Source organism: Enterococcus sp. LJL98 (genome assembly GCF_054871745.1).
Genome location: NZ_JBTXLU010000014.1, coordinates 55,013 through 79,571, shown reverse-complemented (window position 1 = coordinate 79,571; position 24,559 = coordinate 55,013). Strand labels below are relative to the sequence as shown.

Genomic DNA, 24,559 nt, shown 5'->3' with positions numbered 1-24,559 from the left:
CAATTAAATAGTGTGGTGGCGATAGCGAGAAGGATACACCTGTACCCATGCCGAACACAGAAGTTAAGCTTCTTAGCGCCGATTGTAGTGAAGGGTTTCCCTTTGTGAGAGCAGGACGTCGCCACGCTGTTGTATCTTATTCCGGCATAGCTCAGTTGGTAGTAGCGCATGACTGTTAATCATGATGTCGTAGGTTCGAGTCCTACTGCCGGAGTTCTCAATATGAGAAAAAGAAGAGTAAAATTGCTTCTTTAAAGCCTGGAGAGTTGTCCGAGTGGCCGAAGGAGCATGATTGGAAATCATGTAGATGGTTTACGCTGTCTCAAGGGTTCAAATCCCTTACTCTCCGTAAGTTTTAAAATGGTCCGTTGGTCAAGCGGTTAAGACACCGCCCTTTCACGGCGGTAACACGGGTTCGAATCCCGTACGGATCATTGTTTTAAATTATAATGGGGGTTTAGCTCAGCTGGGAGAGCATCTGCCTTACAAGCAGAGGGTCAGCGGTTCGAACCCGTTAACCCCCATTGGTTTGGTAGTTCAGTTGGTTAGAATGCCTGCCTGTCACGCAGGAGGTCGCGGGTTCGAGTCCCGTCCAGACCGTTTTATTATAATTAAATAATAAATACTTTGTATTGGCTCGGTAGCTCAGTTGGTAGAGCAATGGATTGAAGCTCCATGTGTCGGCGGTTCGATTCCGTCTCGCGCCATTATGGAGGAGTAGCGAAGTGGCTAAACGCGACGGACTGTAAATCCGTTCCTTCGGGTTCAGTGGTTCGAATCCACTCTCCTCCATTTTTTGAAATTTTAATATAGGGACATAGTTTAACGGTAGAACAACGGTCTCCAAAACCGTTAGTGTGGGTTCGATTCCTACTGTCCCTGCCATGGCGATCGTGGCGAAGTGGTTAACGCATCGGATTGTGGCTCCGACACTCGGGGGTTCGATTCCCCTCGTTCGCCTTTTTTATTGGGGTATAGCCAAGCGGTAAGGCAAGGGACTTTGACTCCCTCATGCGTTGGTTCGAATCCAGCTACCCCAGTTTTTTATTCAAAACCCAACGTATTATATCATGGCGGTATAGCCAAGTTGGTAAGGCAGAGGTCTGCAAAACCTTTATCATCGGTTCAAATCCGGTTACCGCCTTTTAATTATTTGCCGGTGTGGCGGAATTGGCAGACGCGCTGGACTCAAAATCCTGTGCCCGCAAGGGCGTGCCGGTTCGACCCCGGCCATCGGTACTAAGTACATCAACGTTTCTAAGCGTTGGATGTACTTTTTTTGTTTTTAAAAATGAAAGGTTGTTCGTCAAATAGTGTTGATGGACTCAAAATGAATCAAATATGTCGTAGAAATCGGTGGAGAAAACTCTGCCGATTTTTTGCGGCTCTATAATTTATGGGACTGATGATTCAGAAATGAATCAATCAGGCCCTTTTTTGTTTTAAACATAAAAAAACATACCATTCCCTGATATGATTGAGTCACTACACAAAACCAATTGGAGGGAACGATATGTCTATATCTCATGATATCAAAAAAATGCTCGGAATTATAGAGAAAAGTCTTCACATTTCAAAAGTGGATTACGAACAATATAAAAATAAGAAAACGCTTATAATGGAAGGAAAACTTTCCCCTGAAGTACACCACTGTCCAACATGTGGATTCCCCCCCTTGGATAGTGCAGGAAAACAAACCATTGTTAAAAATGGGAGTAAAGTATCAATGACCCGATTAAATGCCTATAACCAGATGCCAACCATCTTAAAGCTAGCGAAACAACGCTATTTTTGTAAGAATTGTGAGAGTCATTGGACGGCACAATCTTATTTTGTCAATGCACGTTGCCAAATCTCAAAACAAATACAGTTCAAAGTCATCGAGTTACTAAAAGAACGAATTTCAATGACGTTAATTGCACAATTATGTCACATTTCAATAACATCTGTTATAAGAATCCTGCAAGGGTTAACGCCATACTTGCCAGATCAAGGATTTAAGACGTTGCCCAAAGTGCTTATGGTTGATGAGTTCCGATCTCACACTTCAATTGAAGACAAGATGAGTTTTATTTGCGCAGACGGAGAATCAGGCGAACTCGTCACGATTTTATCGAGTCGAAAACTTCCTTTTTTAGTTTCTCATTTTTCCCGTTATACCAATCCAGAACAAGTCAAGTTCCTAGTCACCGATATGAACGCCGCTTATTTTGAACTTATTCCAAAGGTCTTTAAAAATGCGGAATTAGTGATTGATCGTTTTCACGTTGTCCAACATTTAAATCGCGCATTCAATCAATTTCGCGTCCGTGAAATGAAGAAGCTTTTGGGAGAAAAAAAAGTCAGTGAAGCGAATAAAATGAAAGCCAATTGGCGAAAGTATCTTAAAAACGAGGATAATATCAATCATTCAGAATACAAAGCTTGGCGGAGCTTTCCTACTTCGAAGTTCCCATTATTGACTGAATCGATGATGGTTCATCGTTTAGTTTCCTTTTCTGAATCTCTAGGCCTTGCCTATCGTGTGTTCCAGAATTTAATCGGCTCTTTCAAAAAGAAGAATCATCCCCTGTTTTTTGAACAACTTTTCAATTTGCCTGATACACTTGATTCTGAATTAAGAACAACCTTTGAAAACCTACTTTCTTATCAAGAGGGGATTCGAAACAATTTGATTTACTCTTACTCAAATGGAAAACTTGAAGCAAAAAACACGCATATTAAGACGTTGAAACGTGCCTCCTATGGTTTTAAATCGTTTCATAATATGAAAACACGGATATTTTTAACGGAAGGACTCATAAAAATAAAATAACAAAAAAGATACCTGTTAGTCGTCATTCGACTCTAACAGATATCTTTCAAGTTTTAATCATCAGTCCCTATTGACAATGAGCCTTTTTTGCTTTCTATTGATAAATTAATCCTTGAATAATGTAAATACGATCGCGAAGATGATAAAAATTTCGATAACCGTAGGAGACTCTCTTAATGACTTTAATCTTATTGTTTAAACCTTCGGTCACACCATTCGAGTAATCTAAGTCAAAAGCGTTCTTGATACCTTGCTTATACTTCTTTAAAAAGCGTAGCTTCTTCTTGAACCACTGAGGTAAGCGAGAGTCTAATGTTTGTATCACATTGAAAAAAGAAACCGAATCCTTCTCCTTTCGATGATAGTGTAGAAGTTGGACACTCTCATAAGCAAGGCGTAGCGTTATATCGTAATTGAGTAACTCATCAATAATATCTTGTGGATAGAGATGGCGTTTGAAGAGAAAATGATAACTGATTTTTTGTTTTTCGAAAGTGGCAGAATCCATTAGAAGCAGCTTCCAGTAACGTTTCAGTCGACGATATTTTTTCTTATCTTCAGAGTTTGATGTATTGAAACGATTCATCGTTTTAATTCGTAATTGGTTAAAGGCGCGAGTGATTTGTTGGACAATGTGAAAGCGATCGGTGACAATCTCTGCGTTCAGAAAAACGGTTTTGAGTAATTGAGGATAGCACCCATTCATATCCATCACTAAATATCGGACATTTAAACGTTGTTCACGAGGAAAGCGCATGAAATACTGAACCAACCGAAACAAACGACGGTCCTCTAAAACGTCGAATAGTTGATTGTTTGTCCCATTTACACAAATAAAACTCATTGCCCCTTCACAGGACTTCATTGATTTAAATTCATCAATACATAGTACTTCAGGTAAGTGTTTTCTCTTCTTACGATAAGTCTCTGCAAGTTCTTCTTGAATTCTTAAAACAGAAACATCAGAGACGAAGTAACGTTCAGCAATGGCTTTTCGAGAACTGACTTGAGACAGTTCTAAAAGAATCTGGTATTTTAGTTCTTTCGCTAAATGGTCAAAACGAGCGACAATCGGTGTTTGTGCAATGAAAGTACTCTGACAGGCACGACAAAGAAACCGGGAGCGTTTCAGTTTAAGGTAGGTTAAGGTGCTCTTAAATAAAGGCATTTGTGTTTGAGTTGTCTTCGTCCCATTTTTGACAACTTCCCCTTGATTTTTAATCCCACACTTCTCGCAAGCAAGAGGGATATAAGATAGTTCTCCCTTGATTAAATAAGCTTTACTTCCTTTTCTTTCGATTTCTTCTAACCAATTTTCAGAGAACATGATATTTTCATCTGTTAATCCAAGCATTTTTCTAGTATTATTATCCATGAGGCTTCACTCCTGATCGATGTTTGTTTTGGTCGACTACATTTTATCAGTTTGAGGTCTCTTTTTGTCGTCAAAAATAAAAAAGTGTTGAAGAAAAATCTCGACGAGATTTTCCATCAACACTAAATATTATACAACCGAATAATCTTAAATGAACAAATGTGATTTGTAGGTTTGAGATTTTTAACTAATAATACTTAAACAAAAAATTTGTGTCATTTATCAATCATATTTTGTTTCTACCTTATGAAGGGAGAAGCACAATGGGTATATTTGATGAGAAAGAAGCTATTTATGAACAAATGAAGTTATTAATTGAGGAAAGGAGAGAAATTACCAAAAAGTATTATGATTTAAAATAGAAATTAGAAGCGTTTGAAGATAAACCATCTAATAGTCATTTTAAAAATAACTGTCGGAAAAAGAATGATTGGTCAATGGATATAGAGCATCAAAAGTATATATTATCTAAAAAAGAAAAAAAATTTAGCATAGTGAGTTATCAAGATATAGCTCTGAAAATAGCATCTTTTTTGAAAGAAGCTGGACAACCTGTTCAAACAAGACAAATATTTCAGTTTATATTAGAGCGATATAACTATAACTTGACATATAGTAATTTTGTAAGCAATATCTTGCCTAGAATCCATCGTGATTCCAATATAAATGTGGAAAAAGCTTACAGAGGATATTGGCAATATCGATTGAAGTAGTCATCAAATAATCGATTGTAAGTTTCTCCTTTTGAATGATTTCATTAGGAGGAAACATGCAATGAATTTTGAACATGAAAAGATTGAAGCTCAATTTGCGACGTATATAAAAAAAGTTATCCATAATACTGCAACCAATTATTATAAGAGGAAGCATCGTTATCAAGAATATGAACTTCTTCTTGAAAAATTTCAAGAATATTCATCAGATAAAATATCAAAGGAGGTTATTCTTCCGGCTATACTGATTTTTGGATATCCAATGGTTTTGGATGATGAAAAGATTGTTGTTGCTATAGTAATTTAAAAGAACGAGAACAAATTTTTCTTTTGGAAAAATTCTTGTTGGGCAAAACAGATAAGGAAAAAGGAAATAGGGAAGACTTTAAATATAACTCGACAAGGTGTGACTAATTTAAAACATCGAATTTATGCAAAAATTAGAAACGAATATAATCAAAAAAAATGATAGTTACTTTAAAATTGTATATTGAAAGGTGAGGTTATGGTATCTCTAAAAAAATTACTATTGTCAGCAAAAGCAGGGGATGATAATTCCTTTGAAGAAATCGTAATGAAATTTCAGCCATTATTGATTAATGTATCGTTTAGATCAGATTCTTTTGATGAAGATTGCTATCAAGAATGCTTAATCGCCCTTTACAAAGCGATTCGAAAATTTGAAGTGAGATAGGTATTAGGAAGTCAGCAAATTGTTGGCTTCCTATTTAATATGTAAAGAGAACGACGTTCATTCTAAAATCAAACTATCCTTGGTATAATGTTATTGTAGGGAGAGGATATTAGGATGCTGACAAATAGAGAAAAAAATCGAATAAAAGCTTTTTTCAATAATGGTGGATATGTTTTAGATTTTTCTAATGCTACATTTGATGATTTTACTGTTCAATCAGTAGGAGTAGCTATACAAGAAAAATATGGTCAATCCAAAGCAAAATCATTGGGTGTTTTATTGATGAGGCTAGTGAAAAAGAAGTGCTGATTTTATCAAAAGACTTACTTGAATATTATGAAGATTTATCTGAATCAACAGATTATAGAACTGAAGAAAATGATAAAATTGCAATGAAACTTAAGAAACTTGTTTTGGATTATTTAGGTAACGATCACTCATATTTAACTGAAGAGTCAAAAAGTCTTACTGGAAAATTTAATAGTCAGTATATAGAAAAACAAATCTCGTTAATGGTTGAATCAATTGAAACACATCCAGCTGATTCGATTGGTAAGTCAAAAGAACTGCTAGAATCATGTTTTAAGCATATTTTAGATAATGAAAATATTCCCTATCGTTCGAGCGTTACACTTCAAGAATTGAGGAACCAGGTATTTTTGCACTTGAATCTTGATACTAGTAAGAATGTATCTGCTCAATCTAATCAAGAAGTTAAAAAGATTCTAAGTAGTCTAACTCAGATAATTGATGGAATTAATAATTTAAGAAATGAAAAAGGCGATGGACATGGAAAAGGCAAGGATTTTGTCGAGTTACCAGCTCGTTACGCTCGGTTAGTAGTTAGTTCGACAATTGGAATCGTTAAGTTTGTTTGGGAGACATATGAAAATAAAAGCAATATGGAAATTGAAAGAGTAGATTTACAAAAAGACTTCAAATTGAATTAGTGTATTTGAAATAATAAAGAATTGTTCGGAAAAACATTCTTAGTAAGCAAAAAGCGATAGATATAGAGAATCTATTGAGAGTTACACTATTAAATCAAAAATTACCTGTAGAATGTAACATTGATTTACTATTTGGAATTTTATTAGTTGAAGATCAAAAAAGAGAGCGAAAAGAAAGTTACATAGCCACACAACAATATATGTTTGACGCACATATCAAGAAATACTTCAAAAATACTCAAGTTTCAGAAATAGATTATCAAGTATTAATTATTTTTCGAGAATCATTGAGAAGTAAAGCATTATCTAATAATTACATCAATAAAATCATGATTCTTTAAAAAAAGATTATAGATGTAGCAATTCGACAAAATATACTTCCTGACAATCCGTGCCGACTAATAAAAAAATTACCAGTAAAACAAAAGAGAATGAACTACTGGACTTTGGATGACTTTTTACTATTTGACCAATTATTTAAAGAAAATGAAAAAGTATTTCGTCTATTTTTTCATCTTGCCTTTTTTACAGGAATGCGAAAAGGGGAACTACTGGCACTAAAATGGCGAGATATCGATTTTGCTCATGGCCAGATAACTGTGAATAAATCAGTAATAAGACTTAATGGAAAAGAAATTGTTAGTGAACCAAAAACAGTAGCAGGAAATCGAGTAATAGCTATTCATAATAAATTATGCGGATTGCTGGAAAAATGGAAAACTAGTCAAACGGATCTATTGATTGAATATATGGAAAATCGCTCAATTTTGGAAGTAAGAATATTCGAAGAAACTCCGTATCGAATAATTGATGCTGACAGGTTAAGAAAAAAGTATGATGGCAACTTAAAGCGAGATCCAGGTTTAAAATGGATTCGCATTCATGATTTTAGACACTCTCATGTAGCTTTGCTGATTCATCAAGAAGAGAAACCATACATTATAAAGGAGCGATTGGGACATGCTTCCATTCAAACAACCTATGATATTTATGGTCATCTATATCCCAGTAAACAACGAAAACTGGCAGATAATTTGGATTCATTGTATTAAGGAACTTTTGTATGTTTAGTAAAAAGGCGAGTACAATTTTGTATTTGTCTTTTATTATTTATTTTTTGCATATATTTGATGATTAAATGATGAGTTGCTTGGTATAATGAATATAACTAATATAAATTGATGTGGCCGAACTGAATTCCCAATTGTCCTAAAAATAATTTTATGGAGGAAATAAAAAGTGTATAGTCAATATAATCAGAAATTTGATATTTATAGATACGAAGACCTAATTAATTTTTCAAAGAATACTAATACAGTGTTTAATGAATTGAAGAACATTTATGAGAATGTTGAAATGAGAGAATTCTGTGATATTCTCAAAATTTCACCATTCGTAACAGATCTCAATTCAGCTGGAAGACAAGGGAGAAAAAAGAAACTCATATTTGATAAATTATCAGACTTTATTGAAAAAGAAGCGAATTCAGAAGAGTTAATTTATTGGAGAGACTACAAGAAGAAGGTTGTATGTATAAATGAAATGATGGAAGATTTTTTTGAGTTTAGGGAAAATTATTTTTTAAACCATCAAACTAATCAAAAACTAGATGGTTGTCTTTTAGTTGTTTCAGCAGAACTGATAATGAAAGAACTTTCCAATATTTTTAATCCTAATGTTGAGTTTAGTGATGGAAGAGACAATTTAGAAAATAGAGCTAATACATATGATGCATATATTGGATTTGTTTCCAATGTAATCAAATTTTTTTTATTTGAAAATATCCCATTCAATGTATCTTCAAAAATCTATTCTGATCAAGACACAAAAATTGCAAGTAGACATTTTGGATTGAACTCTCACTGGGACGAAATGACAGATGTAGTAGAGTACTTTAGATTTTCAGACGTAAATATTGAGAAAAATACTGACGGTTATGTTGTTGAAATCGTTGATAAGAATTTCGATAAGACGGTTTTAATTTCAAATTTTAGAGAAAAAAATTATCTTGAAAGTTTAAATGACAGTATAACTTCAGATTTAAATAGAAGAAATATCAAATTTTCAAGAATAGGAAAAAGAAGTGAATATTTGTCATTGCAACATTGTAAGCGGATTTTTGGAATAGAAAATTTGAATACTGAAATTCTTGGGGTTTCGATTATTAAATGGATCAGTGCTTACTTTTTTATTAGAGAACAGGCTGCAAAAAAATTAAAAACAAGAAAAGAGATAAATCAATTAAATGAGCTCTGTGTAGTGAAGCCAATTCAGTGGTGGAGAAAGCAATTGATTAAATACAATAGTGATATTACTTTTGAAGAAGCAAAGCAAATAATAAATATGTTTATTTTTGATAAAGAGTCAAAAGACTTAATTGATAACCCTTTGATTCTATTTAAAGATCAGTTAGTTCTTATACCAAGTATTGTGTTTGACCTTTCAGCTGAAATAGCCCTAGTTTCTTTATTATCTCATAAAAACCTCCAAATAAATTTTAAAGGAAATGCGTTTGAAAAAAGATTACAAAAAAAATTGAAGTTGCACAATATCAATGCGCACAGAATTGCTGCACATGTTAAAGATAATAAAAATAAAGAAAATTATGAGACAGATCTAGTTTTTGTTTTGAATAGAACTATGTTCATTTTGGAGTGTAAGTCAATTGTACCTCCTTATACCGTTAAAGATCACGCAAAAACAAATGCGAAAATTATCAATGAAATTGATAAATTCAAAAAGAATGCAGGTTTTTTTGAAGAAAATCAAGAATATGTTAAACAAAAACTTAATATATCAAATTCTGTTGAAATTACAGAATTTGTTAGAATCTTTATAACTTCATCGACTTTAGGTATGGCGGGATATTTTGATGGAATGTATGTAATTGATGAAGCAGCTTTCAATGCATTTCTATTTCGAAACCCTCCAGTAATAAGAGATACTGATATGAATATTTATGCCAAGAAAAATCGTTGGGATTTTGAAGGTAATCTTACAGCAGCCAAAATTAAGTATTTTTTATCCGATCCTCCGTCATTAAGATTTATGGAACATTATCTAAAAAGACGAGAACATAAAATAGATAATATGAAAATAACTCGATATAGCAAAGAAATCCCTAGTCGATTTCTAAATATGAATAATTTGAACATTGATCATAAAAAAATGGAAGATGCATTTAAACAATTTATTAAAGAATTTTAAGGATAGTAAGTTGCAATATAACACAATACTTTTTTTAGATGAAAATACGTTAAAATACTTTGGCTTATTTGAAGGAGTGAGAATTAGTGCATCCAGAATTTAATGAAAGTTTACAATTAGAATATCTATTACAGTTTCCTATCAAGTTAGAGGAGCAGCTTAAGAATATTTATAATACAATGTCTTCTGATGAATGGGAGCTTGTTCGTTATGTTTATGAAAGTAAAAAAACGGGTTGTGATTATAAAAACTGTTCTCATGCTAACCCCAATAATGGGATTAACCACGTTTACATTGTAAGAGAAAGACAGACAGATAGACTGCTGAAAGTTGGAATTAATTGTCATGATAAATTACTGCATGGTGATAGAAAACTAAATGATTTTGAGAAAAGAAAATTAAATAGGCAAAAAGATGAGATTAGCAAATTAATTCAGAAGATTTCAGATACTATAGATGAAACTCAAGAAAAATTGAGAATAAAATTGAATGATTTAGAATTTAGATATCGCAAATTAGAAAACAGTGAACTAACAAAAAAATTTGAAATGGCAAAGGAAATTTTGACCGGAGATATTGGAACTGGGGAATTAAAAAGAGTAGTAAAAATACTTCAGGATATTTATGATAAATATCAAGTAGAATATAATAAGTACATAGATATTCAGAATGAAAATGCAGCTGAGATATCTACGGTTTCTGATGATAGGTTAATGCTTAATAGCTTTATTCGTGGAAGCTTAAGTAGTAATGTTCAAAAGCAATCTAACAGAAAATATGATTCTATTCCAAAAGTGATTAATAATATACAGGTGAATACTGTTTTGAGTGAAAATGCAGCAACCTATCGTTTTTTGACTGTAACAGGAGCAATTGAAACGATTGATAAAGAAACCGAAGAAGTCTTAAAATCTGAAATAAATAGAGATATTTGTGATCCAGATGATTTGTTTAAATAGATTTAAGAAGTAAAGGAAATTATTTGATTGACAAACTTGGCTGGAAAGGAGTGAACTATGAATATACCAAATTATATTACTTGGCTAGTAAGTGAGCCGAGTATAGAAATTAGAGATGGAAAAAAAGTAGAATGTTATAAGCTAGAATATGATATAAAAGATGATGTGACAATAAATGCTTGGGCAAAACATATAAGAAGGCATTATGAATCAGATGAAGATTTAGAAGAGTCAATAAATTCAACGCAAATGAGCAAAGAAAGCTATCTTAGAGAACTTGTTATTCCTCAAAGAGAAATGGTAAAGGGACCTGCCATGAGATCAGCCGACTTTGGGGAGATAATCTTTTCAGATTTACTTGAATTTATTAAAGGTTTTGAAGTTCCAAGATGCAAGCAATATAATAGAGCAACTCCAACACAAAGTGAACAAGGAACTGATATATTAGCTTATAAATTTCAACAAGATGATTATACACCGACAAATGAAGATGAGTTACTTGCGATTGAATCTAAAATGGGCGCAACAAGTTCAAGTTATTCGAAAGTAACTGAAGCAATTGAACATTCAATAAAAGATGAGTTGAGAGCTTCAATTACTCTCAATTACTATAGAAAAAAGTTAAAAACTATGGGAAAAAATGATGAATCAGATAGAATTGCAAGATTTCAAAGAAAGTCTGAAAATGATTATAAACTTCGATTAATTGCAGCAGCTGCTATTAGTAGAGGTGAGATAGGAGAAAAAGTAAAAATTAACTTTACTGATAAAGATGAAATAAAGCTAGAAAAAATTGATAGCGTTTTTCTTATCCACTGTGATAAAATGATGGACTTAGTTCATGAAGTTTATGAGAGGTGCATAGAATGATTTTTTCAGAAAGATCTCTAAGAATGTTAAAGTATGAGAAAACAAAAGCCAAGCTAGAAGAATTTGGTGTGGAGAAAGAAAAGTATCCTAATTTTATATTAAATTCTTCAGATTTAGTTTTCTCTACTGTTTATACATTGTCAAAGTATTGTGAAGATATAGAATCTAATGAATACGACAAGTTAGCTAGTATCTCAAAGGATGATTTGAAGGTTGTTGCCCAGTACTATGAGTATACGGTTCAAGCAAAGGAAATCTCCACTGTTGATTCAAGCCTTCTATTACTGGGAACAATTGCTTATTTTTGTATAGAGAATTTTGGAAGTGCAAAAGTTCTGCTAGGGAAAATAGAAAAACATGAACTTAATAGTGATATTGAGAAGATAATATATAGAGTTTTATTTGTTCTTCTATTTAACAGATTAAATGAAGAATTTGATTATCTTGATGATATCTCAAATGAGTTTATTGAATCTGTTGAGCAACATTATTTTAAAGGAGCTCCTTTTTCTGATATTGTTTCAAAATTTGAAGACTTCAGGAGATTAAAACTACTTTCAGATGATTACTATGATGTTACCTATCTTGATTTTTTTTGTCCAATACTTATATTGGCAAAGGAATATTCAGCATGGGAAGTTCTTCCAAAATGGTCCGATGCTCAATCATCTGATTGGAAACCGTATTTACTTTTAAAAAAGAGTATTCATTTTTTATGGCCGGCGCAAAAAATAATTGTAGAAAAAAATGTGCTAATGAACGGAAATTGTGTGATTCCATTGCCAACTGGTGTGGGGAAAACGAAAAGCTTTGAATTAATTGTCTATTCGAAATTATTTATTCAAGGGAAAAGAAATTTAGTAATAATTGCTCCCTTAAGAGCCCTTTGTAATGAAATCGTTATGGATATTAAGCAAGCTTTTAATTCTTTTAAAGAGGTAAAGGTAACAAAATTTACTGATGTATATCAGGAAGATAAAATTTTTGATGTGGTTTCAAGAAATATTATTGTGTCTACTCCAGAAAAATTTGCGTTTATTTTAAGACATGAGCCACAGTTTATTGATGTAATTGATCTTTTTATTTTCGATGAAGCACATCTTTTTGATGATAGTTCTAGAGGGGTTAATTATGAACTGCTAATCACGGATATAAAAAGAATGTCCCATCAAGAAAGCCAGTTGATACTCTTTTCAGCAATTCTATCAAATTCTGATGATATTTCTACATGGTTATTTGATAATGATGATCTGATAGTAAATGCAAAAGAAATCGAAACATCAGAAAAATCGGTTGGTTATCTTAGTGAAACGGCACAAATTCATTATTTTGAACCTGGTGATGTTTATGAGGAATCATTTTTTGTACCAAGTGTGGTCGAAACTATTGACTTAAATATTAATAATAACAGCTTTTTAAAATGGTTTTTTCCTAGAAAAAGAATAGATGAAGACAGGCGGAGAGATCTATGCATATATTTCTCCAATAGGTTAGTTGTGAATGGTGGAACAGCTATTTTTGTTGGGCAGCCTGCATCAATAAAACCAATAATAGATAGAATGATAGCGATTGAAAGTAGAGGATATAACCTTAACAACTTTTTAAATGGAGCAAGTATTGAAGAAGTAAGAAGATTTAAAAATTTGTTTGAACTTCATTATGGAGAAGATAACATATATACTAGAGCTGCAACTTTAGGTATATTTCCTCACTATTCTAATTTAAATGATGGTGTTCGTGAATCTATTGAACATGCAATGAAAAAAGGCGATGTTAAAGCAGTAATCTGTACTTCTACTTTAGCGGAAGGAGTAAATATTCCTTTGAAATATTTACTTATTTACTCTTTATCTCAAGGAACAGCCAAAATGGAAAATCGAAAAATAACAAATTTAATTGGTCGAACAGCACGATCAGGTATTTATACTGAAGGAAGCATACTGTTAACAAATGAAAATCTATATAGTAATAGAAAAAGTGATTTTAGAAATCGTAATATTTGGAAGGAGAGTAGAAGAGCTTTCTCGGGTAGTTCAATGGAGGAATGTAAGAGTAATATCTTACTTCTTGTGGAGAGCTACTCTCCAAATTATGGTGTAAATAAACTTTCTTATGATACTTTTCATAGAGTATTTACTCAGTTCTACTTGGAAGAACAAGATTGGAAAGTGAGAATTAGAAATATGTATTCTAATGGGCCCGCTAATCTGACAGAAATGGCAAAAAATAAAATACAAAGCTACTTAGATAATCTATTTCTAATCATTGATTCGTTAGAAAACTATCTGTCTTTTATATATGCTGATATGAGTGATAGCAGTGATTTTTACAGCGAAGTAAATGAGCTATTGAAAAATACATTTGCATTCTACTTGTCTTCGTCAGAGCAAGAAGAATTATTGGAATCAATTTTCCATTCTGTTGCGAGTAAGGTAGATAGAATTTTAAATGAAGGAAACAAATATTATTTTGCAAAAAGTTTGTATGGGTTTGATGTTTCTACCAGGATAATTAATTGGTTAGATGAAAATGAATTTGAATTGACATTTCTTAGTGAAGAAGGAATAATCAGAGAGGTTTTTACTCTGTTTTACGAAATTTATGGGACTCGACTTGACTATGATATAGAGACCTACCTAAGTATAATGGACTATTGGATATCTAAAAAAAGTGTAATAGAGATTCGAGAAAGTCTTGGTGAATCAGATATTTTGAAGGTAGAAAAACTGCTAAGTAAAACTATATCTTATGATTTAACGTTGTTCATCGGGACGATTGTAGATGGGGTTACAGAGGAGAATGAGTTGCTAGCTGAAAGAATTAAAAAGATACAAAAAATGTTAAAGTATGGTGTTGATAGTTGGTTTTGTATAAGTTTTTGTGAAAAAATCGTGAATGATAGAAGGATAGCAGCTGTTATTAGCAATTTATTAGGAAATCCAGAAACTACTGATATTACTTTTTCTACAGTAGTCAATGCTTTTTCAGAAGATATTCTATGGGAGTTAGAAGATTACCCAATGTATTATAGTAAAAAAGTAGAACAATATACGAGAAATTAATTGATTATCTATAAATCGCTATAACAGGTTAGAGCTTAATATATGTGTTTTTATTTCTAGAAATGACAGTCGCGATAGAGGTGTATTTGAAAATGTTTAATTATTCTAGCTTAAATGATGTAGAGTTTGAAGAATTGTGTAAAGATATTATGGAGCGTAAACTAAAAACTACTTTGCGTGTCTATTCTAGAGGAAGAGATGGTGGTGTTGATCTTGGTGATAATTTTGTACCTCAAAAGAACATTGTACAAGTTAAACACTACATTCAAAGTTCTTTTTCTAGTTTAAGAAAATCTATGGAGAATGAAGTAGAAAAGGTTGCTAAGAAGAAACCTAATCAATATTACATCTGTATAAGTAAGAAGTTAACGAATCAAAATATTCAAGATATTTATTCGTTATTCCCAAATTACATGCGATCAACTGAAAATATTGTTACTTTAAATGAGATAGAAGACTTTCTCCAAAAAGAAGAGAACAGTGATATTGTAAGAAAGCATTTTAAACTCTGGCTGCATTCTTCTGAAATACTTTCTCAAATGAATAATCATAATTTATTTATTGATTGTGAGTCATTATTTGCAACAATTGAAGAAGAAAAAAATTTATATGTACAAACGAGAATTTTTGATAGGAGTCAAGTCTTTTTAGAAAAAAACAGAATCCTTATGTTGATAGGAGCTCCTGGTGTAGGTAAGACAATGACATCTAAGATGTTATTACTCAAAATGGTAGATAAAGGATATAGAGCAAGGTATACAACTAATGGAAATATATCCGATATTAAGAAATCTTTGAGTGTCGACTCTGATTTAAAAGAAATAATTTTACTGGATGATTGTCTTGGACAATATTATTTCAATTTGAATCAGTCAATAGAGAGTGAATTGATTTCCTTGATTGATTATGTAAGAATGCATCCGAATAAACTGTTAATTATGAATTCTAGAATTACTATATATAATGAAGCAAAATCACGATCACTCAATTTTGAGTATTTGGATGAAGGAAATAAGATAAAAAAATATATAATCAATGTTGATGAATTAAGTAAATTTGATAAAGCCAGAATTTTATACAATCATTTTTCGGCACAAAAACTTCCAGAAATATATTTTAAGGAAATTAAACGAGGAGAAAGATACTACAATATAATAGACCATCCTAATTATACTCCACGAATAATCGAATACGTTACTAGAAAAAAATTTTATTTGAAGTTAGATCCATTACAATATTATTCGGAAGTAATAAATAAATTGAATTATCCTGATAGCATTTGGGAAGAAGAATTTATTAGAAGACTGACTAAAATTGATAGATATTTTATGTATACATTATACTCATTAACGGACAATTTTGTGGATTATGATGCTTTGAGAAGAAGTTTTGAGAAAAGACTTCTTTTGATTAATGATTTAGATACAAGCATTGATCATTTTGAATTAGTTATTGCTAGGTTAAATGGGTCTATGATATCAATTGTTGATAGTCATGGGAAAAAACAGATCTCGGTCTCTAATCCATCTGTTAATGATTATATGTATAAGAAGTTTTATTCAAATAAATTAGAGTTAGAAAATATTCGGAAAAACATTCTATATTTCGAACAATTGAAGAGGTGTTATCCGGAAAGCTCTGAAGTAAACATAGTAATGTTGAAATTAATACAGACTCAAGAAATCTTAAATTTGAGTTTTAAAACTTTTGAGGAGGCAGTTTTCATCATCACAATCTTCTCTGTCTCTTCTTCTATAAAGAGAAAAGCTTATAGAAAATATATTCACTCATTTTTGGTTAATTTCAATCCAGAAATTGCAAAAAGTTATGGGAATGAAAAAATATTTAAAACCATCTTTATCACACTTTTGGAAAACGAAGATTTGTATAGATTTTATGAGGTTGAGACAATTCTAAAAGATTATAATTTGTTAAAAAGCTGTCTGTTAGAAATTGAGATAAGTGAAGTAGGTGTTGTAATTAATTCCCTTTGGAAATATCTTCACAAAAGAAAAGTTATGCATCTTGGAAACATAAAAGACTACATTAAGCAAATTCAAAATATTGTAGGAGAAATAGTTAAATCATGGCTTGATAGTTTTCAATTATTAGATGTAGTAGATGAATCAGAAGTAGAAAATATTGTAATTGAATATGCAGATTTCGATTCTTCTGGAGAAGTTGATTATGATACTTATAGTATTGAAGAAGATTTGAAAGAACTTGTAAAAGAGTTTCTGTATAAAGAAGCCAGTTATTTTTTGAAGAATATCGATTTTATTGAGTGGGATCACATTGCTACTATAATAGACAATTCAGAAATAGTAAATATTTCTGGAGATGATGTACTGGAATCTTTAGATATAAGCTTAGAAGAAGATACATATATAGGTTTAGATGAAGCAAAAAAAATTAATTATGGCATTAAGGAAAATCAATCAGTAAATAATATAGATTCCATATTTCAACGAAAAATGGATAATTGAAATAGTGATACGACAGAGAGTAGTTATTTAGATTAAATAACTAATAATTGAACTATTTTTGAAAAAAGCCAGTATGCCACAAACATGCCAATATCTCACAATTCAAGCAAATTCAAACTATTTAAAACATGTCAAAACCCTTTTAAATTAGGCTAAACAGCCTCAAACGTACTATGCAGGTCCTACTCAAAATCCAGTGATCTCACGATCGTGCCGGTTCGACCCCGGCCGCCGGTACTAAGTACATCAACGTTTCTAAGCGTTGGATGTACTTTTTTTATTTTTAAAAATGAAACTAGTAGCTACCTGTAAGCCACTATTCGATTATATAGTGGCTTATTTGTGTTTTGTAAGGCTTTCTACCGCTAGATTCAAGGAATAATACATACTTTTACCCCTGAAATCGATCCTTGCTTATTTTGGTTTGAACAGAGCATTGTTGAATCGTAGACTCTCCTTGAGGATGCTTAAGAGCACGTGTTCGGGGGAGGGAAGCGTTCGAGAAAAAGCGTGTGATGCTGCGAGACTTTGTTTTGAGGTTGTTTGTCTATCCTTCTTTTGTACTTGATGGATTATGGAGGGAAAAACGTTCTGATGGAGATAAAAAAACGGGTAGATGAAAAAAGAGAGAAGAAAAAATCTAAAGCAGTAAGCAACCTCCTGTCGCAAACAACTTTCAGATTTGTGAAATCAGTGTCACACGTTTGAAAAGGCGCTACAAGAAGTGAGGTTGCTCATTCATGTAATAGCTAAAATAACGAATAGAAAAGTTATGAAGTCAATCGATATTTTCTAAGGTAATCTAGAAAAAGGATGAGGAAATTAGAAAAAAGATTTTAGCGTGATAAGTATCGGAAGTACGACTAGAATTTTAGTCCAGGTAGTATTTTTTATAAAGAAAAAGGTGCTGTCGTTTTTGAGATAATACTTTTGGCCGTTTCCATCAGTTACAACTTTTATGCCTTCATTTTTGAGAAAGTACTTAGTGAATAAAAAATGAATAAGTGCAGGCAAGAGTGTTATTTAGATGGTAATCATTCCGATTAGCCTCTGTTGAATCGATCCAACTGGAAAATTTTGTGAGATGCTCGATCCTGCCAATGCAATTAAAGGGACATAACCTAAAAGGATAGATAGAGGTACGAGTAATCCTTTCTTTTTCCAAATAAGTAACATACGAGTTTCCTCCTTTTATTTCATAAGAAGATGTTATCATACTATTGAAAAAATGAAATTCGACTTCTATCTACCGAGTGGCCTTCAGTTGTGTCATTCAAATGAAAAAATCAATTTTTCGGGGAAATTTATCAGTAAACGAACAATTTAAGAGTGCTCAGTTGTCAAAAAAATTAAAAACAAGTCCCACTAACTGATTGAATGATTAATTGTTTTTCTGATCTGGCAAGAGCATTAAAAAAGGACTGAGTGGCATGATTTTTTGCCATCGGTCCTTTTTTTTGAATGAAATAAAAAGCTTGTAACACAAGGCTTTTGTTAGACTTTAGTTAGGGTTGACACCTAAGGCGATTCGACCATATCGGCTAATTCGCGTCATTTTCCACGCGGGAGACCAAACAATTTTGACATCGACGGTTTGAATTTCGTCAATTTTCGTTAAGGCAACTTTTAGTTCATCTGGAATGGACTCAATACATTCGCAACCGATTCCAGTAAAGGTGATGGTTATCTCACAGTGTGCTTGTTCGTCCAGATGAATCTCATAAACGAAACCTAAGTTATAAATATCTAAACCAATCTCTGGATCGAAGATGGTTTGTAATTGTTCTATTAATTGCTCGCTAATTGCAGCGGCACGATGATTTAATTGAATATCTTCTCGCATTGCTAAAATCCTTTCTATATTAAAAATTATATACCTTCTTATTTTTCCATAGAAAGGTCTAATTTGCAAGAAGAATAATTAATCATTTTTTCATCTTATTACTAGAAAATTCTCATGAATATGTTAGAATATAAAGTAATCAGAAAATTTTTAAAATAGTTTTCAATAGAAATTTCGATTGAATGGAAGGGAGCTTATTGAATTGACAGATAATAAAAAAGATATCAGAATTCGAAGTAATGTTTATGATAGTATGGTTAAATCACCGAACCGAGCGATGCTACGTGCAACCGGGATGGGGGATGAAGAGTTTCAACAGCCAATTGTTGGAGTTATTAGTACCTGGGCTGAAAACACGCCTTGTAACATCCATTTACACGACCTCGGAAAAGTAGCGAAAAAAGGAGTTGTAACAGCTGGTGGTTGGCCTGTTCAATTTGGTACAATTACGGTAGCAGATGGTATTGCGATGGGGACACCAGGAATGCGCTATTCGTTACCTTCTAGAGATATTATTGCAGATTCAGTGGAAGCGGCAGTTAGTGGTCAAAACTGCGATGCTTTTGTTGCAATTGGTGGTTGTGATAAAAACATGCCTGGCTGTATGATTGCGATTGCCAATACTGAAATTCCGTCAATTTTTGTATATGGTGGGACGATTGCTCCTGGGAAATTGGATGGCGAAGATATTGATTTAGTTTCTGTTTTTGAAGCGATTGGCAAATGGAACCATAATGATATGACAGCTGAAGAAGTTCGTCGAATTGAGTGTAATGCTTGTCCAGGACCAGGTGGTTGTGGAGGGATGTATACGGCCAATACGATGGCTTCTGCAATTGAAGCAATGGGCATGAGTCTGCCTGGTTCTTCTTCCAACCCTGCAACAACAGAGGCGAAATTAAGAGACGTGGAAGCTGCGGGTGAAGCTGTCTTAAAATTATTGGAGAAAAGAATCTTCCCCAAAGATATTATGACAAGAAAGGCTTTTGAAAATGCGATAACCGTCGTGATGGCACTCGGTGGTTCAACGAATGCAATTTTACATTTAATGGCGATGGCTCATGCTGCAAACGTGGAATTATCTTTAGATGATTTTAATGATTTTCAAGAAAAAGTTCCCCATTTAGCGGACTTAAAACCAAGTGGTCAATACGTCTTCCAAGATCTTTATGAAGTCGGTGGCGTGTCGGCTGTTATGAAGTATCTATATGAACATGGTTTCATTCATGGGGATTGTTTGACGGTCACAGGAAAAACAATCGCTGAAAATTTAGCTGAAGTTCCTTCTCTAACAGCAGGACAAAAAGTCATTATGCCATTAGAAAATCCAAAGCGTAAAGACGGACCTTTAATCGTTTTACACGGTAATTTAGCTCCAGATGGTGCCGTAGCTAAAGTCTCTGGTGTGAAAGTCCGTCGCCACGTGGGGCCAGCTAAGGTCTTTAATACCGAAGAAGAAGCAATTCAGGCGGTGCTGTCTGATGAAATTGTTGATGGTGATGTGGTTGTAGTTCGTTACGTTGGACCAAAAGGTGGCCCAGGAATGCCAGAAATGTTATCTTTATCCAGTATGATTGTTGGAAAAGGGCAAGGAGAAACGGTAGCCTTATTAACCGATGGACGCTTTTCTGGTGGGACCTATGGTTTAGTTGTCGGGCATATCGCACCTGAGGCACAAGATGGCGGACCGATTGCTTTGTTACAAACGGGTGATGAAGTCACAATCGATCAAGATACGAAAGAATTGACCATGGCAGTATCAGAAGAAGAACTAGCTAAACGTCAAGCCGCGTTAGTCATTCCCTCCCTGCATTCAAGAGGGGTACTAGGGAAATATGCCCATATTGTTTCGAGTTCTTCCAAAGGCGCGATTACTGATTTTTGGAAGAAAGAGTGACAAAAAGTCGTATTTGAGAAAGAATGCTTTTTTGGTTAGAAAAATTGAATTTAAAAAAAGTAGAGCGCAATGTGGGCTCTACTTTTTTTTATTCGGTTGATTTAGGAGGTTGCTTCATTGTTATTTTAGGTGTGTCATTTCATAATAAAATTTTTAATGAGGGACAGCGATCGTTGTTCAAAGGTTCATTTGTAGAAACCAGAGGAATGAAAGATTCGCTATCAAACCAAAAACTAAGCGTGTGCTAAAGAAGTGAAGCATTTTTGCTTAATGAATTTTTCTGAAACATAAAAAAAATAACCGGATTTTCTCTCTAATTGATAAAATGTTCACATTTTTCGAATGTTTATTATAAAAAAACAAAAAAAGGACAACGTATAATAGTTGGTCTATCAATCTTTCTTTTATTATTTATATAGATTCGTAAAAAATAAAAGAATATAAGAAAAAAAGGTCTTTATAATTAGTAGTATAGTTCGTTTCAAAGTGAGCATCATAGAAAAGCGAAAGGACAAAAAATCGTGTAACGATTTTAAAGATTATAAAAGAAGGTGAGAATAATGTATAAAAAAATAATACTTGCATCAATAACAAGTAGCCTATTCTTCTCTACATTTATTCCTGTTATTTATGCATCAGAGAATTCGGATTATGAAGGCATTCAGGAAGTCAATGCGCCATCGAATGTTGAAAGTATCTATCCAGATGTTTCTGAAGAGAGAACGGACTCATCCAATTCTGGTCAGATAGCAAAGGAAGAAGATGGGAGTCATTCATTATCTGAGGAAGAACAAGTGAATTCAAGTACAAGCGAAACAAAAGAAACCTTTGATTCAAGCTCGCATGTTAAGGAGAAAAACTTGAATCAAGAAAAAGGAACAACAGAAAGTCAAAGCAATTTAAAAGAGTTGCAAGAAGGTGAAATTTCAGTAAGTGATTGGGAGGAATTTTATGATGCGTTTAGTAATCCATCGGTTCGTAAAATTACTTTAACGAATAATATTGTAAAAAATCACTCGCCTTATCTGAATTTTCAACTTCGAACAAACAGTATTGAGATCGATGGTGGTGGTTTTGAACTTGATTTTAATAAATCGGATTATTTAGCTTTGGGGGCTGCTTCATCTAATGAAAATGTCTTTAAATTGCATAATATATCTATTAAAAATAATGATCTATACCCTACTATTAATTTTAAGACGCTTGATGGATATTCAGCTAAATGGCGTTTTGAAATTGGAAATTTAAACGTTCAGTCAGGCAGTGTCCATAGTATTTTACATGCTCCTTTATCAGAAGTGATGATATTTGGATCAAATACCGTACACACATTGTTCGCAAACTTTACTATTGGTAGTGCAGTTTTTGCTGATGAGACAATTTATACGGGGGTTTCTACTAACCCAGGAGCCCCTCTATTCGATTATCAGACAGTTAAAGTTGATTCTTCAGCCACAGGTGCAAAACGCGAATTTCGGACTGGGAAAAATAGTGTGATCTCGCTTAAGAATGAGACAGAAACCCCTGATGCAAGCACATCAGCGATTAAAGACTATTTTCGTTCGATCTTGGTCGAAGAAGAAACGGTTTTGGATATTTTCACGAGAGGGGCGGCGATTAGGTTTGGTACTTCAGGTTTGGAAAACGATAAGTATTCAATGATTATCAAAGATGGTGCAAAGGTAAATTTAAATTCAGACTCAACGGCTGGTATCTATGCCCCAACCTTGCTGTTTGAGGGTCCCAATTCAACGAAAGAAGTAATCGTTGAAAGTGGTGGGAGTTTCGATGTCTATCAAAGTAGAAATGATCGTCCTTTAATTTTATTTAGAGGAAATAATACAAATTTACAAGCAGATCCTGGATCGATCATCAATCTTGTAGGAAATTCCTCTGAAGGATACTCAGAATTACTCTTGTCGATGATTAGTGTAATTGCGGGATCGGAAAAAAATAAGATGGTCTTTAATAAGCCAGCTTATTTTAACTTACAAAATAAAAATAAAGGCTCTTCTGCTATTAAACCATGGCTATCCGACTTTACTTTTACTATTTTAGATGCAGGAGTAAGTTTATGGGGAATTAAGGATACTCCAAGTGAAAAAGACTACCCATTACTTAGTTCTTTTAAATTAGAACATGCGATGCTAAATGGTGGAGACCCAAATGAGACTCTAGAAGAGGTATTGACCTATGATCGAATCACTATTGAAGATCAGCTTGGAAAAACAGAGCGCTTTTTAGGCTTATATAACCGGATTTCAGGCGTAGGAGATTTTATGCCATTTCCTGAGTGGAATGCAATCACGGATGCGGAGAAAACAGGGAGTGTTCGAGTAGTTGTAGGCTATAAGCCTGGGGATTCACCGACTGATCAACAGGAAAAAATTTATGCCTCTAAGGATATGCCTGTCAAAGTAGATTTTTATGATCAACAGAATCATCTACTTGCTAGTGACATATTATTAAATGATGAAGGGATTGCCTCCCATGATTTTAAAAAATTTCACAAAGCAAATTCGAAGTTAAAGGCGACAGCTAGAATAGGTGAGCTAGTCACTGAACAAATGGAAACCGTCGTTATTGATGCTACACCTCCTGATCCAGCCGTTATTGATGGCGGTAATCAAAAAGTGACGAGTACAAAAGAATTATCAGGAACTGGAGAAATCGGTAGCGTAGTCACTTTAGAACGTAATGGTGAACCCGTAGCAATTCCCGAAACGATTGTTGATAACGACGGCAAATGGAAAATTGATTTATCAAATGTTCCCTTAGAAAGATCGGATCAGTTACAAGTTTTTCTACAAGACAATGCCGGTTCTTTGGTTGGAAAAGTGTCAGAAGTACCTGAAACCAATAATGAGCAAGGGAATAGAAATCCCAAGAAAGAAAAGGTAACCTATAAAGATGCAAAATTTGAAATAGGGACAATTGTGAATATTGTTGGTGAATTAATATTTAAAGAAGTGCCAACAGTCATTGATTTTGGTCAGCAAGTTGTCAAATCCGAAGAACAAACGTTTACTCCTGAGGCAGTCACTGGCCAGTTGATTATTTCTGATACCCGTGGGTCTAACGCCACTTGGAAACTATTATTGTCAGAGAAAACACCGTTGACTGTGGGAGAACGTAGTTTAACTGATGTGTTTGAATATCAACTATCGGATGGTACTTTGATTAAAATTAATGATGCACTCGAAGTGATTGAGACAGGTGACATAGAACAAGATGGGGACTTTGAGTTGTCGAGCAATTGGAATAAACAACATGGATTAATAATGAAGGTTCCTGTACAAAAACAATTACTTGGTGCGTATGAGGGAGTATTAAGTTGGGAGTTACAGGACGTACCAGGTAATCCATAAGTATAGCAACAATAAAATCCAAATCATTTAATGATAAATCTAACCAGAAAATGACTAAAAGTAGTCACTTTCTGGTTTTTTAATGTTCATTTTTTCTATAGCTTATAGGTTAAATACGAACAATACAAGCTTCGTTTAAGTTTATAGTTATTTATTCTATGGTGTATCGACTCTTTTTCGTGCGGACTTTCAGAGTTGTAGAGGTTAAAAACGAATGATTTAACGGTTGCGGCCCTTGAGGAATCAAACTTTGTTTCTTTTTTTTAAAATGCGCCGAAATAATAAAATAATAAATTTGACAAGTGAAATCTATAATAAAG

At 33.3% G+C, this 24,559-nt stretch carries 17 protein-coding genes, 12 tRNA genes, 1 rRNA gene and 1 pseudogene; 28 read left to right on the top strand and 3 right to left on the bottom strand.

Going from position 1 to position 24,559, the window contains the following annotated elements:
- The first annotated feature begins 11 nt into the window (after positions 1–11).
- The 14 genes from rrf (at position 12) to ACYSNO_RS11225 (ending at position 2,815) form a co-directional block, all read left to right on the top strand.
- A 5S ribosomal RNA gene (gene rrf / locus ACYSNO_RS11290) occupies positions 12–127 on the top strand.
- 13 nt (positions 128–140) lie between these two features.
- A tRNA-Asn gene (locus ACYSNO_RS11285) sits at positions 141–214 on the top strand.
- Between the two features lie 46 nt (positions 215–260).
- Positions 261–349: transfer RNA gene (locus tag ACYSNO_RS11280), tRNA-Ser, on the top strand.
- 13 nt (positions 350–362) lie between these two features.
- Positions 363–434, top strand: a tRNA-Glu gene (locus ACYSNO_RS11275).
- A 17-nt stretch (positions 435–451) separates the two neighbouring features.
- Positions 452–524 (top strand) — tRNA-Val (locus tag ACYSNO_RS11270).
- A 2-nt stretch (positions 525–526) separates the two neighbouring features.
- Positions 527–600: transfer RNA gene (locus tag ACYSNO_RS11265), tRNA-Asp, on the top strand.
- A gap of 34 nt (positions 601–634) precedes the next feature.
- Positions 635–707 (top strand) — tRNA-Phe (locus ACYSNO_RS11260).
- Positions 708–711: 4 nt separating this feature from the next.
- A tRNA-Tyr gene (locus ACYSNO_RS11255) sits at positions 712–792 on the top strand.
- Between the two features lie 19 nt (positions 793–811).
- Positions 812–885 (top strand) — tRNA-Trp (locus tag ACYSNO_RS11250).
- A 2-nt stretch (positions 886–887) separates the two neighbouring features.
- Positions 888–960 (top strand) — tRNA-His (locus ACYSNO_RS11245).
- Positions 961–968: 8 nt separating this feature from the next.
- Positions 969–1,040 (top strand) — tRNA-Gln (locus ACYSNO_RS11240).
- Positions 1,041–1,072: 32 nt separating this feature from the next.
- Positions 1,073–1,144: transfer RNA gene (locus tag ACYSNO_RS11235), tRNA-Cys, on the top strand.
- Positions 1,145–1,155: 11 nt separating this feature from the next.
- Positions 1,156–1,239: transfer RNA gene (locus ACYSNO_RS11230), tRNA-Leu, on the top strand.
- A 280-nt stretch (positions 1,240–1,519) separates the two neighbouring features.
- Complete coding sequence (locus ACYSNO_RS11225; RefSeq protein WP_461731182.1) at positions 1,520–2,815, top strand: ISL3 family transposase; 1,296 nt, start codon at positions 1,520–1,522, stop codon at positions 2,813–2,815.
- Positions 2,816–2,909: 94 nt separating this feature from the next.
- Here ACYSNO_RS11225 and ACYSNO_RS11220 read toward each other — a convergent pair whose 3' ends face one another.
- Positions 2,910–4,190, bottom strand: coding sequence for an ISL3 family transposase (locus ACYSNO_RS11220; protein ID WP_461731180.1), 1,281 nt, complete (start codon positions 4,188–4,190; stop codon positions 2,910–2,912).
- Between the two features lie 437 nt (positions 4,191–4,627).
- Between ACYSNO_RS11220 and ACYSNO_RS11215 the strand changes: the two genes are divergently transcribed.
- The 12 genes and pseudogenes from ACYSNO_RS11215 to ACYSNO_RS11160 all read left to right on the top strand — a co-directional run bounded on the left by ACYSNO_RS11215 (position 4,628) and on the right by ACYSNO_RS11160 (position 17,131).
- Positions 4,628–4,903, top strand: coding sequence for a hypothetical protein (locus ACYSNO_RS11215; protein ID WP_461731179.1), 276 nt, complete (start codon positions 4,628–4,630; stop codon positions 4,901–4,903).
- Positions 4,904–4,964: 61 nt separating this feature from the next.
- Positions 4,965–5,372, top strand: a pseudogene (locus tag ACYSNO_RS11210) (sigma-70 family RNA polymerase sigma factor).
- 36 nt (positions 5,373–5,408) lie between these two features.
- Positions 5,409–5,597, top strand: a complete 189-nt coding sequence (locus tag ACYSNO_RS11205) for a helix-turn-helix domain-containing protein (protein ID WP_461731178.1) — start codon at positions 5,409–5,411, stop codon at positions 5,595–5,597.
- 114 nt (positions 5,598–5,711) lie between these two features.
- Positions 5,712–5,906, top strand: coding sequence for a hypothetical protein (locus ACYSNO_RS11200; RefSeq protein ID WP_461731177.1), 195 nt, complete (start codon positions 5,712–5,714; stop codon positions 5,904–5,906).
- Entirely contained in the window at positions 5,900–6,547 is a 648-nt protein-coding gene (locus ACYSNO_RS11195; protein WP_461731176.1) for an abortive infection family protein, read from the top strand. Before ACYSNO_RS11200 ends, ACYSNO_RS11195 begins: the two co-directional genes overlap by 7 nt.
- 74 nt (positions 6,548–6,621) lie before the next feature.
- On the top strand, positions 6,622–6,888 hold the full coding sequence (locus tag ACYSNO_RS11190) for a tyrosine-type recombinase/integrase (RefSeq protein ID WP_461731175.1): 267 nt from the start codon (positions 6,622–6,624) through the stop codon (positions 6,886–6,888).
- A gap of 90 nt (positions 6,889–6,978) precedes the next feature.
- Entirely contained in the window at positions 6,979–7,599 is a 621-nt protein-coding gene (locus ACYSNO_RS11185; protein WP_461731174.1) for a site-specific integrase, read from the top strand.
- Between the two features lie 187 nt (positions 7,600–7,786).
- A complete protein-coding gene (locus ACYSNO_RS11180) occupies positions 7,787–9,754 on the top strand; it encodes a hypothetical protein (protein WP_461731173.1) in 1,968 nt (655 codons plus the stop codon).
- Positions 9,755–9,840: 86 nt separating this feature from the next.
- The gene (locus tag ACYSNO_RS11175) at positions 9,841–10,713 is read left to right on the top strand and encodes a hypothetical protein (protein WP_461731172.1); all 873 of its coding nucleotides are present in this window, start codon (positions 9,841–9,843) and stop codon (positions 10,711–10,713) included.
- A gap of 57 nt (positions 10,714–10,770) precedes the next feature.
- Entirely contained in the window at positions 10,771–11,583 is an 813-nt protein-coding gene (locus tag ACYSNO_RS11170; protein ID WP_461731171.1) for a Hachiman antiphage defense system protein HamA, read from the top strand.
- Positions 11,580–14,645: a DEAD/DEAH box helicase gene (locus tag ACYSNO_RS11165; protein WP_461731170.1), complete on the top strand. Its 3,066-nt coding sequence runs from the start codon at positions 11,580–11,582 to the stop codon at positions 14,643–14,645. Before ACYSNO_RS11170 ends, ACYSNO_RS11165 begins: the two co-directional genes overlap by 4 nt.
- A 92-nt stretch (positions 14,646–14,737) precedes the next feature.
- Positions 14,738–17,131 carry an nSTAND3 domain-containing NTPase gene (locus ACYSNO_RS11160; RefSeq protein WP_461731169.1) on the top strand — a complete coding sequence of 798 codons (2,394 nt, stop codon included), beginning with the start codon at positions 14,738–14,740 and terminating at the stop codon, positions 17,129–17,131.
- A gap of 1,023 nt (positions 17,132–18,154) precedes the next feature.
- Here ACYSNO_RS11160 and ACYSNO_RS11155 read toward each other — a convergent pair.
- Together ACYSNO_RS11155 and ACYSNO_RS11150 are read right to left on the bottom strand one after the other, a co-directional pair.
- A complete protein-coding gene (locus ACYSNO_RS11155) occupies positions 18,155–18,307 on the bottom strand; it encodes a hypothetical protein (protein WP_461731168.1) in 153 nt (50 codons plus the stop codon).
- Positions 18,308–18,632: 325 nt separating this feature from the next.
- Positions 18,633–18,974 (bottom strand): metal-sulfur cluster assembly factor, encoded by a 342-nt coding sequence (locus ACYSNO_RS11150; protein WP_461731167.1) that lies wholly within the window; start codon positions 18,972–18,974, stop codon positions 18,633–18,635.
- 202 nt (positions 18,975–19,176) lie between these two features.
- Between ACYSNO_RS11150 and ilvD the strand changes: the two genes are divergently transcribed.
- Together ilvD and ACYSNO_RS11140 are read left to right on the top strand one after the other, a co-directional pair.
- Positions 19,177–20,871, top strand: coding sequence for a dihydroxy-acid dehydratase (ilvD, locus tag ACYSNO_RS11145; RefSeq protein ID WP_461731166.1), 1,695 nt, complete (start codon positions 19,177–19,179; stop codon positions 20,869–20,871).
- Positions 20,872–21,431: 560 nt separating this feature from the next.
- Positions 21,432–24,239: a pectate lyase-like adhesive domain-containing protein gene (locus ACYSNO_RS11140; protein WP_461731165.1), complete on the top strand. Its 2,808-nt coding sequence runs from the start codon at positions 21,432–21,434 to the stop codon at positions 24,237–24,239.
- The last annotated feature ends 320 nt before the right edge of the window (positions 24,240–24,559 follow it).

Bases quoted from the DNA above. Each gene is read 5' to 3' on its own strand.
- ACYSNO_RS11220 (WP_461731180.1), bottom strand. From the start codon at position 4,190: ATGGATAATAATACTAGAAAAATGCTTGGATTAACAGATGAAAATATC.
- ACYSNO_RS11215 (WP_461731179.1), top strand. From the start codon at position 4,628: ATGGATATAGAGCATCAAAAGTATATATTATCTAAAAAAGAAAAAAAA.
- ACYSNO_RS11205 (WP_461731178.1), top strand. From the start codon at position 5,409: ATGGTATCTCTAAAAAAATTACTATTGTCAGCAAAAGCAGGGGATGAT.
- ACYSNO_RS11200 (WP_461731177.1), top strand. From the start codon at position 5,712: ATGCTGACAAATAGAGAAAAAAATCGAATAAAAGCTTTTTTCAATAAT.
- ACYSNO_RS11185 (WP_461731174.1), top strand. From the start codon at position 6,979: ATGAACTACTGGACTTTGGATGACTTTTTACTATTTGACCAATTATTT.
- ACYSNO_RS11170 (WP_461731171.1), top strand. From the start codon at position 10,771: ATGAATATACCAAATTATATTACTTGGCTAGTAAGTGAGCCGAGTATA.
- ACYSNO_RS11165 (WP_461731170.1), top strand. From the start codon at position 11,580: ATGATTTTTTCAGAAAGATCTCTAAGAATGTTAAAGTATGAGAAAACA.
- ACYSNO_RS11160 (WP_461731169.1), top strand. From the start codon at position 14,738: ATGTTTAATTATTCTAGCTTAAATGATGTAGAGTTTGAAGAATTGTGT.
- ACYSNO_RS11155 (WP_461731168.1), bottom strand. From the start codon at position 18,307: ATGTTACTTATTTGGAAAAAGAAAGGATTACTCGTACCTCTATCTATC.
- ACYSNO_RS11150 (WP_461731167.1), bottom strand. From the start codon at position 18,974: ATGCGAGAAGATATTCAATTAAATCATCGTGCCGCTGCAATTAGCGAG.
- ACYSNO_RS11140 (WP_461731165.1), top strand. From the start codon at position 21,432: ATGTATAAAAAAATAATACTTGCATCAATAACAAGTAGCCTATTCTTC.